Origin of the sequence: Nonomuraea sp. NPDC050394, from assembly GCF_044459065.1 — a bacterium.
Classification (GTDB): domain Bacteria; phylum Actinomycetota; class Actinomycetes; order Streptosporangiales; family Streptosporangiaceae; genus Nonomuraea.
Genome location: NZ_JBITIO010000002.1, coordinates 1,004,183 through 1,017,411, shown reverse-complemented (window position 1 = coordinate 1,017,411; position 13,229 = coordinate 1,004,183). Strand labels below are relative to the sequence as shown.

General features: G+C 72.2%; 13 protein-coding genes. 6 read left to right on the top strand and 7 right to left on the bottom strand.

All coding sequences use genetic code 11. From position 1 onward, the window contains the following. Positions 1-3 precede the first annotated feature (3 nt). A complete protein-coding gene (gene entS / locus ACIBKY_RS12715) occupies positions 4-1,251 on the bottom strand; it encodes an enterobactin transporter EntS (protein ID WP_397096795.1) in 1,248 nt (415 codons plus the stop codon). An 81-nt stretch (positions 1,252-1,332) separates the two neighbouring features. Here entS and ACIBKY_RS12710 point away from each other — a divergent pair, with 81 nt between their 5' ends. Then, complete coding sequence (locus ACIBKY_RS12710) at positions 1,333-2,361, top strand: ABC transporter substrate-binding protein (protein ID WP_397096794.1); 1,029 nt, start codon at positions 1,333-1,335, stop codon at positions 2,359-2,361. A gap of 2 nt (positions 2,362-2,363) precedes the next feature. Here ACIBKY_RS12710 and ACIBKY_RS12705 read toward each other — a convergent pair whose 3' ends face one another. From ACIBKY_RS12705 to ACIBKY_RS12695, 3 genes are read right to left on the bottom strand one after another with little or no spacing between them, the layout of a single operon-like run. Beyond that, positions 2,364-3,413 carry a FecCD family ABC transporter permease gene (locus ACIBKY_RS12705; RefSeq protein WP_397096793.1) on the bottom strand — a complete coding sequence of 350 codons (1,050 nt, stop codon included), beginning with the start codon at positions 3,411-3,413 and terminating at the stop codon, positions 2,364-2,366. After that, positions 3,410-4,432, bottom strand: a complete 1,023-nt coding sequence (locus tag ACIBKY_RS12700) for a FecCD family ABC transporter permease (RefSeq protein ID WP_397096792.1) — start codon at positions 4,430-4,432, stop codon at positions 3,410-3,412. The genes ACIBKY_RS12705 and ACIBKY_RS12700 overlap by 4 nt, the downstream gene beginning before the upstream one ends. A 22-nt stretch (positions 4,433-4,454) precedes the next feature. Then, complete coding sequence (locus tag ACIBKY_RS12695; RefSeq protein WP_397096791.1) at positions 4,455-5,519, bottom strand: PucR family transcriptional regulator; 1,065 nt, start codon at positions 5,517-5,519, stop codon at positions 4,455-4,457. A gap of 76 nt (positions 5,520-5,595) precedes the next feature. On the opposite strand from ACIBKY_RS12695, the gene ACIBKY_RS12690 reads away from it, so the two are divergent. Together ACIBKY_RS12690 and pruA are read left to right on the top strand one after the other, a co-directional pair. Then, positions 5,596-6,513 carry a proline dehydrogenase family protein gene (locus ACIBKY_RS12690; RefSeq protein WP_397096790.1) on the top strand — a complete coding sequence of 306 codons (918 nt, stop codon included), beginning with the start codon at positions 5,596-5,598 and terminating at the stop codon, positions 6,511-6,513. Then, entirely contained in the window at positions 6,514-8,139 is a 1,626-nt protein-coding gene (pruA, locus tag ACIBKY_RS12685) for an L-glutamate gamma-semialdehyde dehydrogenase (protein ID WP_397096789.1), read from the top strand. Between the two features lie 63 nt (positions 8,140-8,202). Here pruA and ACIBKY_RS12680 read toward each other — a convergent pair whose 3' ends face one another. Together ACIBKY_RS12680 and ACIBKY_RS12675 are read right to left on the bottom strand one after the other, a co-directional pair. Further along, positions 8,203-8,652: a hypothetical protein gene (locus ACIBKY_RS12680; protein ID WP_397096788.1), complete on the bottom strand. Its 450-nt coding sequence runs from the start codon at positions 8,650-8,652 to the stop codon at positions 8,203-8,205. A 71-nt stretch (positions 8,653-8,723) separates the two neighbouring features. Beyond that, entirely contained in the window at positions 8,724-9,557 is an 834-nt protein-coding gene (locus ACIBKY_RS12675) for a MerR family transcriptional regulator (RefSeq protein ID WP_397096787.1), read from the bottom strand. Between the two features lie 53 nt (positions 9,558-9,610). Between ACIBKY_RS12675 and ACIBKY_RS12670 the strand changes: the two genes are divergently transcribed. The 3 genes from ACIBKY_RS12670 (at position 9,611) to ACIBKY_RS12660 (ending at position 12,411) form a co-directional block, all read left to right on the top strand. Then, a complete protein-coding gene (locus tag ACIBKY_RS12670; protein WP_397096786.1) occupies positions 9,611-10,096 on the top strand; it encodes an AAA family ATPase in 486 nt (161 codons plus the stop codon). A gap of 32 nt (positions 10,097-10,128) precedes the next feature. Beyond that, positions 10,129-11,106 carry an NAD(P)-dependent alcohol dehydrogenase gene (locus ACIBKY_RS12665; protein WP_397096785.1) on the top strand — a complete coding sequence of 326 codons (978 nt, stop codon included), beginning with the start codon at positions 10,129-10,131 and terminating at the stop codon, positions 11,104-11,106. Between the two features lie 63 nt (positions 11,107-11,169). Continuing rightward, entirely contained in the window at positions 11,170-12,411 is a 1,242-nt protein-coding gene (locus tag ACIBKY_RS12660; RefSeq protein WP_397096784.1) for a YibE/F family protein, read from the top strand. Between the two features lie 242 nt (positions 12,412-12,653). Here ACIBKY_RS12660 and ACIBKY_RS12655 read toward each other — a convergent pair whose 3' ends face one another. Further along, positions 12,654-13,217, bottom strand: coding sequence for a TetR/AcrR family transcriptional regulator (locus ACIBKY_RS12655; RefSeq protein WP_397096783.1), 564 nt, complete (start codon positions 13,215-13,217; stop codon positions 12,654-12,656). Positions 13,218-13,229 lie beyond the last annotated feature (12 nt).

Here is a 13,229-nt window from a genome sequence, read left to right as displayed (position 1 = left end):
AAGTCAGTTGGCGGGCAGCGGGCGGGTGCGGCGCAGGGAGGGGATGGCCACGGCGAGCGTGGCCACCCCGGCCACGCAGGCCAGCCCGCCGATCACCGCCGCCCCGCCCGGCGGCGCGAGGCGGGCCAGGCCGCCGGCGACCACGTTGCCCAGGGCCGGGCCGACGGTCGCCTCGGTCAGCCACAGGCTCGACACCCGCCCGAGCAGCCGGTCGGGCGTACGTGACTGGATGAGCGCACCGGCCAGCACCTCGGAGACCACCTGCCCGGCTCCGGACAGCGCGAGGAACGCCAGCGCCAGCGGCAGGCCCACCGGCAGCCACGCGCTGGCGCCGAACCCGGCCACCGCCAGCCCCCACAGCGCCACCGCGCCGATCAGCACGCGCCCGGGACGGCGTACCCGGCCGATCCAGCCGCCGGCCAGCGCCGCGAGCAGCGCTCCCGCCGCGGGGGCGCTGTAGAGCAGCCCGGCCGTGGCCGCGTCGCCGCCGTAGTGCGCCGCCACGAACGCGGGAAACAGCGCGTACGGCGTGGCCATCAGCGTCCCGCTGAGATCGAGCAGTATCACCCCGGCGATCACCGGGTCACGCCGGGCGAAGCGCATCCCTTCCGCGATCGACCGCAGCGGATGGGCCTGCCCGCCCCCGTCGGGCCGCAGCGGGCGCAGCATCCACAGCAGCACGGTCGTCACGACGGTGGTGGCGCAGGTGAGCGTGTAACAGGCGACGTATCCGGGCCCGGCGACCAGAAGACCGCCCAGCGACGGCCCGGCGATGGTCCCGACCTGCGTGGTGATGGAGGTGAGCGCCTCGGCGGCGGCGAGCTTGTCCCGGCCGACGAGCGCGGGCACGGCGGCCATGAGGGCGGTCTCGCTGAGCCCGTCGGCCAGCCCGATCAGCCCGGCGCTCAGGTAGATCACCCCGAGCCGCGGCTCGGGCAGGAAGGCGTTGACCGCGAGCACCGCGAACCCCGCCGCCGCCCCCGCCCGTGACCCCACGATGAGCAGCCGCCGGTCCATCCGGTCGGCGAGCACGCCGCCTGCGAGCGTGCCGGCGAGCAACGGCCCGCCCAGTGACAGGCTGATCAGGCTGACGTGGAGTGACGAACCGGTCATCGCGTACACCTGCATGGCCAGCGCCACACCGGTCACACCGATGCCGAGGAGGGAGACCATCCGGGCCGCGAAGACATAGCGGAAGTCGCGGCCGGTCCGTAGCGGAGTGATGTCGATGACCACGTGTCCCAGGCGCACGAGTCTCCCCAGACGGTCAAGATGACGTTAGATTACCCTAAAAAAGGGAAGCCTTACCTAACTTCTGAGAAGGGTAGTTTCATGGCATCCGGCATCACTCGTCGTCAGGCCCTCCGCGGCGGTTCCCTCCTCACACTCGGAGCCCTCGCCGCCGCGTGCGGCACCGCCGGCCGCGGCGGGCCGCCGGCCGCTCCCGCCGGCGCGGCGTCCAAGGCGGCGAGTACGGCGGGGCCATGGTCGTTCACCGACGACCGGGGCAAGAAGGCGGAGGCGCCCGCCGCCCCCAATCGGATCGTCGCCTACGTGGGCGCGGCCGCGGCCCTGTGGGACTTCGGCGTCCCGTCGATCGGCCTGTTCGGCTCCACCACGCTCAAGAACGGCTCCAAGGACCCGCTCGCCGGGGACGTCGACCTGGCCAAGGCGACCTCGATCGGCACCGGCTACGGCGAGTTCAACGTGGAGAAGTACGCCTCGCTCCAGCCCGAGCTGCTGGTGACCACCAAGTTCAACGACCTGGTCTGGTACGTGCCGGAGAAGCAGATGGGCGACATCGAGGCCCTGGCCCCGATGGTCGCGATCGAGACCGTCAAGGGCACCGACCTGAAGAAGGTCCTGGCCCGCTTCGAGGAACTCGCCCTCTCGCTGGGCGCCGACCCCGCCGCGCCCGCCCTCGCCCAGGGCAAGAAGGCCTTCGACGAGGCCTCGGAGAAGGTGACCAAGACCGCGCAGAAGGGACTGAAGGTCCTCGCGGTCGCCGGCGGCCCCGACCAGTTCTGGGTGGCCAGGGCCGGGGCGGGCGGCTACACCGACCTCACCTACCTGGCCTCCCTCGGCCTCGCCATGGAGAAGGGCGCTGGCGACGACCCGCTGTACGAGACGCTGAGCTGGGAGCAGGCGGCCAAGTACGAGGCCGACGTCGTCCTCTACGACGCGCGCAGCCAGTGGCTGACGCTGGAGGACATGAAGAAGAAGGCCACCTTCGCCCAGATCCCGGCGGTCAAGGCCGGCCAGGTGGTCCCCTGGGTGGTGGAAACCCCCTACAGCTACCAGCGCCAGGCCGCCTGGCTGGACAAGCTGAACGAGCAGTTGTCGGCGTTCAAGCCCCTGTGACCTCAGGCGGTACGGCGGCGGCCCAGCATCCACAGCAGGTAGCCGCCGCCGATCGCGCCCGTGACCACCCCGGTCGGCAACTGGGCCTGGCCGAACAGCCGCTGGGCCGCCAGGTCGCTGACCACCATCAGCAGCGCCCCCATCGCGGCGCTCGCCCAGATCGGCGGCCCCGCCACCCCGGTCAGCCGCCGGGCCAGTTGCGGCGCGGTCAGCGCCACGAACAGGATCGGCCCGGCCGTCGCGATGGCCACGCAGGTCAACGTGCTCGCGCAGGCCAGCGCCGCCAGCCGGGCCGGCTCGGCGCGCACGCCCAGCGCGACGGCGACCTCGTCGCCCATCTCCAGCAGCCGCAGCCGCGAGGACATGGCGGCCAGCACGGGCAGCAGCACCCCGCACGCGATCCAGATCGCCGCCACGTGACCCCAGCGGCTCCCGGCGACGCTGCCGACCAGCCACGTGGCCGCCTGGTTGGCCGACCAGAGATCGGCCCGGGTGATGAGGTAGGCGTTGACCGCGCCGAGCATCGCCGCCACGCACACCCCGACCAGCACGAACCGGGCGCCGCGCAGCCCGCCGCGGAAGGCCAGCAGGTAGACCGCCACCAGCGCGATCGCCCCGCCCGCCACCGCGGAACCGGCGATCGCCGCCGAGCCGCCGCCGAGCACCAGGATGCCGAGCAGCGCGCCCGTCGCGGCCCCCCGGTCCAGGCCGATGATGTCCGGGCTGCCCAGCGCGTTACGGGTCAGCGTCTGCAGAACCGCCCCGCCCACCGCCAGCGCCGCCCCGACCCCGAGCGCCACCAGCAGCCGGGGCAGCCGCAGCCGCATCACCACGAACTGCCCGGCCGCGCCGCCGTCGCCCGTCAGCGCCGCGACGACCTGCGCGGGAGAGAGCGGGTAGTCGCCACTGCCCAGGCTGACCACGCCGATCGCGAGCGTGACCACGACCAGCGCGCAGGTCACCACGGCCGCGCGCAGCGGCAGCAGATACGACCAGCCGCCCGCGCGCATCCTGAACCGCTTGACCGGGCGTTCCGTCATGGTCCTGGTCACAGCTCGCCCACCCGCCTCCTGCCGCGCAGCAGTGCGATCAGCACCGGGGCGCCGGCGAACGCCGTGATGATCCCGGCCTCCAGCTCGGCCGGCCGTACGATGATCCGGCCGAGGACGTCGCAGGCCAGCAGCAGCGACGGCGCGATCACCATCGAGTACGGCAGCAGCCACCGCTGGTCCGGACCGATCAGCGCGCGCACGATGTGCGGGACCGCCAGGCCGAGGAAGAAGATCGGGCCCACCGCGGCGGTCGCGGCCCCGCACAGCAGCGTCACCGCGGCCACCGCCAGCAGGCGTGCCCGCCCGACGTGGACGCCGAGCGCGCGGGCCGCGTCCTCGCCCAGCGCCAGCGCGTTGAGCGCGGGCCCGAGCGCCAGCGCGAACACCGCCCCCGCCACCAGGAACATCCAGATCTGGCCCAGGGCGGCGGAGTCGACCGCGGCCAGCGAGCCCACCGACCAGAACCGGTAGCGGTGCAGCGTGTCGGAGTCGAGCAGCAGCACCGCCCAGACGATCGACAGGAGCGCGGCGTCGGCGGCGGTGCCGACCAGGGCCAGGCGGATCGGAGTGGCGCCGCCGTACCCGCGCGAACCCAGCGTGTACACCAGCACGGTGGCACCCGCGGCGCCCGCGAAGGCGAACCACACCGAACCCCGCAGGTCGGTCAGCCCGAAGACGGCGAAGGAGAGCGCCACGCCCGTGGCCGCGCCCGCGTTGACGCCGAGGATGCCCGGGTCGGCGAGCGGGTTGCGGGTCAGGGACTGCATGATCGCGCCGGCCAGGCCGAGCGCCGCCCCCACCCCCAGCCCCACGAGTGTGCGCGGTACCCGCAACTCCCAGATCGCGGTCACCCCCTCCGCGCCCTCGCGGCGCAGCAGCGCGTCGATGAGGGCGGAGGGGGTGAGCTCGGCCGAGCCAAGCGCGATGCTCGCCGCGCAGACGGCCGCCAGCACCGCCAGGGCGAGGGTGAGGTTGCGCGCGTGGGCGGTGCGGCCTTTCCGGACGGTGAGGGACGTCACGTCACCTTAGGTTAGCCAAGCCTTATCCCGATGGCGAGGGATCCGACAGGTGCGCTGCCTTGAGGCCGAGATGGACGACCAGGCGGTCGTCCCCGTCGTCCAGGTCGCGGTTGAGCGCGCGCTCGGCCTTGCCGAGCCGGTAGTAGAGCGTCTGGCGGTGCACGCCCAGCTCGGCCGCCGCCTTCTGGGCGTGCCCGCCCAGGTCGAGGTACGTCTCGACGGTGCGGGCCAGTTCCCCGTCAAGCCCCGCCACCTCCGCCGCCAGCTCCCGCAGGTCGGCCCGGCCCAGGCGGGCCAGCAGCCGGTGCACGCCCAGGTCCTCCCAGCGGGCGACGGGGGCGAAGCGGGTGAAGTGCTCGGCGATGCGCAGCGCCTGCTGGGCCTCCCGCCAGCTCTGCCAGGCGTCGGCCGGGTCCTGCCGGGGGGCGCCGATGCCGGCGGCGGTGCCGTACACGCTCTGGAGGGTGTGCGCGACCTCGGCGGCCAGGTGCGCGGGGGACAGCAGCGCCACCGGCGAGCCCGCGAGGGCGAGCACGCCGCGCGGCAGGGTCCAGAGGGCGGCCACGCGGTCGGGCGACTCCCTGACGGCGAGCGCGGCCACCGGGCCCGGCATGCCGGTCGAGGCGGTGGCGCGTTCCTCGGGGTCGGCCGAGAGCAGGGCGCGCAGCCCGCGCCCGGCGTCCTGGCGGCTGCGCGCCTCGTGCGCCAGCGCGCTCGCGGCCCGCGCGACCAGGCCGCCGGCGCGGGCGAGCACCTCGTCGGACAGGGCGCCGGAGTCGAGCAGCCAGAGGTAGCCGTAGGTCACCTCGCGGTGGCGCAGCGGCCAGCAGATGCGCGCCTTCAGGTCGTGGTCGGCGGGGATGCGGACGGGGCCGTGCGCCTTGGCGATGCCGAAGCGCTCGAAGTAGTCGCGCACCTCGCCCGTGGCGCGGCGGCGCAGGATCGACTCCTGGCGGACCGCGTCGATCTCCCCGTGCTGCGCGTTGTAGGCCAGCAGGCGGAACGAACGGTCCTCCAGCGTCGCGGAAGCCCCGAGAACGCGGGCTATCTCGTCGACGGTCTCCTGGAGATCGGCGGTGTTGTGCATTTGTATGACAGCCTGCCACATCCCGCGTTACGGACGTCGATGGCTGGGGTCTGAACAGGAGTTTTAGGCTGGATGCATGCTCGGTCAACTGCTACTCGCCACGTCACGGAGCAGGCTCGTACGCCGCTCCGTGTCCGGCTTCCCGCTCACCCGCAAGGTGGTCGACCGTTTCGTCGCAGGCGAGAGCGCCCACGAGGCGCGCGCGGCGATCGAGCGGCTGGTCGACGGCGGACTGACCGTCACCGTCGACCACCTCGGCGAGGAGACCCACGACGCGGGCGCCGCCGCGGCCACCGCCAAGGCCTATGTGACGCTGCTGAACACGCTGCGCCCGCTGGAGCTCGGCGAGCGCGCGGAGGTGTCGGTCAAGCTGTCGGCCGTCGGCCAGGAGCTCTCCGACGACCTGGCCCTGGAGCACGTGCGCGACATCTGCGCCGCCGCGGCCGCCAACGGCTCGGCCGTGACGCTCGACATGGAGGACCACACCACCGTCGACTCGACGCTGGGCATCCTGCGCAAGCTGCGCGAGGAGTACCCGTCGACCGGTGTCGCGATCCAGGCCTACCTGTTCCGCAGTGAGGACGACCTGCGCGAGCTCTCCACCGAGGGCTCGCGGGTACGGCTGGTCAAGGGCGCCTACAACGAGCCCGCCTCGGTCGCCCACCAGGGCAAGGCCGAGGTGGACAAGGCGTACGTGCGATGCCTGCGGATCCTCATGGCGGGGAAGGGATACCCCATGGTGGCGACGCACGACGACCGCCTGATCTCCATCACCGAGCTGCTGGCCGACCGCTTCGGCCGCGCCATCGGGGACTACGAGTACCAGATGCTCTACGGGATCAGGACCGACAGGCAGGAGGCCCTGGCCGGAGCGGGCCACACGGTCCGCGTCTACGTGCCCTACGGCGACGACTGGTACGGCTACTTCATGCGCCGTCTCGCCGAACGCCCCGCCAACGTCGCCTTCTTCCTTCGTGCCCTTGGAGGCAAGTAAATGGACGCCATCAGCAACGTTCCCGCTCCGGCCAATGAGCCGGTGTACGGCTACGCCCCGGGCAGCGCCGAGCGCACCGCCCTGGAGAACCGGATCAAGGAGCTGGCCGGCAGCTCCATCGACCTGCCCATGACCATCGACGGGAAGTCCCGCATGGGCGGCGGCGCGCCGATCGACGTGGTGCAGCCGCACAACAAGGCCTCCGTCCTGGGGCGTACCAACGACGCTACGGCCCAGGACGTGAAGGACGCGGTGGACGCGGCGCTGCGCGCCGCTCCCGCGTGGCGGGCGCTGTCGTTCGACGAGCGGGCGGCGGTCTTCCTCAAGGCGGCCGACCTGCTGGCCGGGCCCTGGCGGGCGACGCTGAACGCGGCGACGGTGCTCGGGCAGTCGAAGTCGGCGCAGCAGGCGGAGATCGACGCGGCCTGTGAGCTGATCGACTTCCTGCGCTTCAACGTGGCCTACGCCCGGCAGCTCTACGCCGACCAGCCCGTCTCCTCGCCCGGTGTCTGGAACCGGATGGAGTACCGGCCGCTGGAGGGCTTCGTTCTGGCGATCACGCCGTTCAACTTCACCGCCATCGCCGGAAATTTGCCGACTTCTGCTGCTCTGATGGGCAATGTCGTTGTCTGGAAGCCTTCGCCCACGCAGCAGTTCGCCGCGCACTTCACGATGAAGCTGCTGGAGGAGGCCGGTCTCCCGCCGGGCGTCATCAACCTCGTCACCGGCAACGGCGCCGCCGTCTCCGAGGCCGCCCTGACCCACCCCGCGCTGGCCGGCATCCACTTCACCGGCTCCACCGCGACCTTCCAGCACCTGTGGGCGACCGTCGGCGCCAACATCACCGGCTACCACGGCTACCCGCGCCTGGTCGGCGAGACCGGCGGCAAGGACTTCGTCCTGGCCCACCCCTCCGCCGACCCCGCCGTGCTCACCACCGCGCTGATCCGCGGCGCGTTCGAGTACCAGGGCCAGAAGTGCTCGGCCGCCTCGCGCGCCTACATCCCGCGCTCCGTCTGGAACCGCGTCAAGGACGACCTGGTGGGCACCGCCGAGTCGCTGACCGTGGGCGACGTGGCCGCGGACCTGTCGACGTTCATGGGCGCCGTCATCGACGAGCGCGCCTTCGCCAAGCACAAGGCGGCGATCGACCGGGCCCGCTCGTCGGCCGGGATCGAGGTGCTGACCGGCTCCTACGACGACTCCACCGGATACTTCGTGAAGCCGACCATCCTGCTGTCGGACGACCCGGCCGACGAGATCTTCGTCAAGGAGTACTTCGGCCCGATCCTCGGCGTCCACGTCTACGACGACGCCGCGTACGACACCGTCCTCGACCAGATGGAGTCGGTCTCGCCGTACGCGCTGACCGGCTCGATCATCGCCCAGGACCGCTACGCCGTCGCCTCGGCCAGCGAGAAGCTCCGCTTCGCCGCCGGCAACTTCTACGTCAACGACAAGCCCACCGGCGCGGTCGTCGGGCAGCAGCCCTTCGGCGGCGCCCGCGCCTCGGGCACCAACGACAAGGCCGGCTCGATCTTCAACCTGATCCGCTGGGTGAACGCCCGCACGATCAAGGAGACCTTCGTCCCGCCGGTCGACCACCGCTATCCCCACATGGGCTGACCTGCCGGCCCATCGACGTACGCCCCCGGTTCCTGTGCTGCTCCGGGGGCGTACGCCGTTTCGTCAGTCGTCGCCGAACAGGGCGAGGAACTCCAGCATCTTGACGATGTCCGCCTTGAGTTCACTGTCGGGCAGATCGTCTCCGGAGAAGGAATACTTTCCCTTGAATTTCTTGGGCGCCTCGGAGGGCTTGACCTCTGTTTCGTTGACGGTGAAGAAGTAGTTTCCGTTGTTCGTGCCGCCCGTAATGGTGAGATGGGCGCTGTTGAAATAGAAACTCTCGTCCGAGCCGCCCATCGGGCTGAGGCTGATGTGGCCGTTGTACCACTTGCCCTTGATCTTGTACTGGAGTCCTTCCAGGAAGGACTGGTCCCCGCTGCCGCTGTCGGTGCGCGTTTTACCTTCGGCTATGCGGAGCGAGGGGAAGGACCACGCGTCCCAGTCGAAGGTTTTGAACGTGGTGATCGCCTGCGAGATCGTACGGGTGGAACGTTCCTGTACGCCGTCGGTCACGTCGACTCCTTTGTCGCCACGGGGGAACAAGAAATGCGCTCGACGCATCGTGCGCCGCGCTCACATTCTCGTCAAGAGCCCTTTCCGGACGCCTTGGAGTACCACTCGTGCAGCGGGGCCGGGTCCTCGGGCGGGGGCCAGCCGTTGACGATCGCGAGCAGGTGCAGGTAGCGGATCCAGCGCGGGTCGCCGGCGGCCTCCATGAGCGGGTTGCCCGTCTCGGCCAGGGCCTTGGCCTCCGGTGAGGCCGGGTCGACTCCGGCCGCCATGGCCTGCCGTACCTGGGAGCGGATGATCGCGACCGGGTCGGGGCGCGGGACGGACGCGCCCGCTTCGTGGTGCTCGGCCAGCAGGCGTACGGCGGCGCGGAAGCCGGCGTCCCGGGTGAGTTCGGCCAGTTCCACCCAGGCTTCCACCTGCTCGACCTCGGGGTCGTCAGGGAGTTCCGGGGTGAGCGAGCGCCGGACTCCGGCGTGGACGCCCGTGAGCGTCGCGTCGAGGAAGTCGTCGATCAGCCGGCGCCGCTCGTCCGCGGAAAGTCTGGCAAGTTTGTGCATGATGTCCGTCTCCTCGGGGGTCGATCCACGCCTGGCGACCGCTCTCAGCACCGCGCGCCGCAGCCGCAGCGCCCGCATCTGGACCTCCAGTGCCTCGGCGTGCGCGGCGGCGACCTCGGGCAGCGACAGTTCCCGGTCCACGACCTTGCGGATCGTGGCCAGGTCCAGGCCGAGTTCGCGCAGCGTGCGCACGAGGTCCAGGCGGGCCAGGGCGTCGAGGTCGTAGAGCCGGTATCCGGCGTGGCTGCGTCCTGACGGCGGCACGATCCCCTTGTCGGAGTAGAACCGCACGGTCTTGACCGTCAGCCCGGTACGGCGCGCGAGGTCGCCGATCGTGTAGCCGTCCATGCCGCTCACCCTCGCGCCTCCCCTTGGTGGAGACTCAAGTTACCCTCGCCGCCATGACGAGAATCCTGGTCACCGGCATGTCCGGCACCGGCAAGTCCGCCGCCCTGCGACTGCTGGGTGAGCGCGGCCACCGTACGGTCGACACCGACGACGGCCCGTGGAACCACTGGGTGACCGGCGAGGACGGCGAACGCGAGTGGGTCTGGCGCGAGGACGCCATCGCGGAGCTGCTGGCCGGGCACCGCGAGGGCGCCCTGTTCGTGTCGGGCTGCACCTCCAACCAGGTCACCTTCTACCCGGACTTCGACCACATCGTCCTGTTGTCCGCGCCCGCCGACGTCATCCTGTCCCGCGTCGCCGCGCGGACGGACAACCCGTACGGCAGGCGTCCCGAGGAGCGCCGGGAGATCCTGGACAACCTGGCCATGATCGAACCGCTCCTCCGCACCGGCGCCACCCTGGAGATCGACACCCGGGCGCCGCTCGACGAGGTCGTCGGACGGCTGGAGGCCCTGGCCGGGCGAAGTAAAGAAAACTAGACATGATGTCGAGTTTAATTTACCTTGATGGCATGACGATGAAGGCGATCACACAGGAGCGGTACGGCGGCGCCGGCGTCCTGGGCATGACGGAGCAGCCCCGCCCGGTGCCCGGCGACGGGGAGGTGCTCGTACGGGTCAGGGCGGCCGGGGTTGACGTCGGGGTCGTTCATCTCATGAAGGGCGAGCCGTACCTCATCAGGCCGATGCTCGGGCTGCGCGCGCCCAGGAACAAGGTGCGCGGCAGCGACCTCGCGGGCGTCGTCGAGGCCGTGGGAGCGGGTGTGAGCGGGTTCCGGGCCGGTGACGCGGTGTTCGGCGTCTGCGACGCGGCCTTCGCCGAGTACGCCGTCGCCCGGCAGGACAAGCTCGCCGCGAAACCCGGCGAGGTGGGGTTCGAGGAGGCGGCCGCCATCCCGTCGTCCGGGGTCACGGCGCTGCAGGCGGTGCGCGGGCGGGTCACACCCGGGCAGAAGGTGCTGGTCATCGGGGCCGGGGGCGGGGTCGGGAGTTTCGCGGTCCAGCTCGCCAAGGATCTCGGGGCGGAGGTCACCGGGGTGTGCGGGGCGGACAAGGCCGAGCTGGTGCGGTCGCTGGGGGCCGGGCACGTCATCGACTACACCCGTCAGGACGTCACCGCCGGTTCGCTCCGCTACGACCTCATCGTGGACGCGGCGGGCAATCGGCCGCTGTCGCGGCTGCGTCGTGTTCTGGCGCCCCGGGGCCACCTCGTCATCGTCGGCGGGGAGGGCGGCGGGCGGTGGCTGAGCGGTCTGCAGCGGCAGTTGCGGGCGGCGCTGCTGAACCTGGTCACCGGGCAGACCCTCCAGGCGTTGTTCGCCGTCACCCGGGCCGAGGATCTGCGGGAACTGGCCTCGCTGGCCGCCGCCGGACGGGTCAGGCCGGTGGTCAGCCGCACGTACCCGCTGGAGGAGGCGGCACGGGCGGTCGGGGAGGTGGCGGGCGGGCATGGGCGAGGCAAGATCGTCGTGACCATCGGCACCGCCTGACCAGCGCGGCCCCGGTAACCTTCCTGGCGGAACCCCCTTCCCGCTGAGGAGAAACACCCGCCCATGGGCGCCAACCACTCCCACGGCCCCGCCGTACCCCCGTCGAAGAGAGCCGTGCTGGCGGCGCTCGCCGTGCTGGTTCCGCTCGCGGTCGCGACCGTCGCCGCGCTCGTGTGGTTGTGGCCCTCACCTCCCGAGGCGCCCGCCTCGCCGGAAGGCGGGCTGGCCCGCTACACCGCCACCATCCAGGCCATCACCCTGACCCCGTGCCCGGAGGAGCCGCCGGTCGACGGCGGCCAGAAGCTCCCCCCGCCGGACCCCGCCAGCTGCGGCGACGCCGTGGTCAAGCTCACCAGCGGCCCCAGCCTCGGCAAGGAGGCCAAGCTTCAGCTGCCCAGCGGGCCGGGCGCGCAGATCTTCCACGCCGGCGACGACGTCATCGTGGTCTACGCGCCCGAGCCCACGCTCGACGTGTCGCCGTACCGGCTGTCCGACCACGACCGTTCGACGCCGCTGTGGTTGTTCGGCGCCGCGTTCGCGCTGGCCGTCGTGGCGTTCGGCCGGTGGCGGGGGCTGAGCGCGCTGTTCGGGCTGGGGGTGACGTTCGCGGTGCTGCTGCTGTTCGTGCTGCCCGGCATCCTGGACGGCAAGCCGCCCCTGCTGGTGGCGATCGTGGGCTCGGCGGCCATCATGCTGACGGTGTTGTTCCTGACGCATGGCTTCACGCTGCCGACCGCGATGGCCGTCCTGGGCACCCTGACCAGCCTGGTGATCACCGGCGCCCTGTCGTACGTGTCCCTCGACCTGGCCCACCTGGCCGGCATCACCGACGAGGCCGCCTTCAACCTCGGCATGAGCTACGACATCGACACCCAGGGCCTGCTGCTGGCCAGCATCATCATCGGCTCCCTGGGCGTCCTGGACGACGTCACCGTCACCCAGGCCGTGACCGTGGCCGAACTCTCCCACGCCAATCCCGGCTACGGCTTCCGCCGCCTGTACCGCGCCGGCGGCCGGGTCGGCAGGGCCCACATCGCCTCGGTCATCAACACCATCATCCTGGCGTACGCCGGGGCGTCGCTGCCCCTGCTCCTGCTGATCAGCGTGGGACGGGAGCCGCTGGGCCAGGTCCTCACGAACCCGGTCATCGCCCAGGAGATCGTCCGCAGCGTGGTGGGCACGCTGGGGCTGATCTCGGCCGTCCCGATCACCACCGCGCTGGCCGCCCTGGTGGCCCGCCGTACCGCCGACCCCTCCCCGCCCCCGCCCCCACGCCGCGCCCGGCACGCCGCCCACCACCAGTAGGGGCGTCACCCCCGAGCGGCCGGTCGGCGTCATGGGCACCGGCCGGCGCGCGGCATCGCGTCACCGCGACGAGGTCGGTGAGGCGGCCCACCCGCGGCCGTGACCGGCCGGCGGGCCTCGGCGACGGCTCCCAGGAGAACGGGCGGCATTCCAGCATGCGCCCGCCCCGCACCCTTTGGCCGGGGGCAGGGAAGCGTGGCCCCGCCGGCTCCGCGGACGGTTCGCCTGGCGAGGCGGGCGCGTCAGGTCCTTGGCTCTCGGGTCCCGTCCGTGTGGCCGGCGCGGAGGCCGTCGAGGGTCAGGGTGAGGAGGCGGTCGGCGCGGGCCGGGCCGGGGGCGGACCGGGCGATGCCGGCCGTCAGTTCGACCAGGTCGGTGAAGTCGACGTCGGGCCGCAGGCTGCCCTCCCGCTGGGCGGGCAGCAGGAGGCGCTCGGCGGCGGTGCGGAGCATGGCCCAGCAGTCCACGCCGGCGGCCGAGGTGGGGACCATCATGCGGGCGCCCAGGCCCTTGTCGGTCATGGCGTGGACGGTCAGCAGGCGAAGCCAGGCGATGAGCGCCTCGCCCGGGGGCTTGGCCGCGGCCAGTTCCTCCGACTGCTCGCACAACCTTGACAGGCGGCCCTCGAACACGGCGGCCAGCAGCGCGTCCCGCGTGGGGAAGTGCCGGTAGAGGGTGCCGGGGCCGACGCCGGCGCGGCGGGCGATCTCGTTCAGGGAGGCGTCGGGGCCCTCTTCGGCGACCACGGCGATGGCCGCCGCCACCAGCAGGTCGCGGTTACGGCGGGCGTCGGCGCGCAACGTCACGGGCACCTCCGG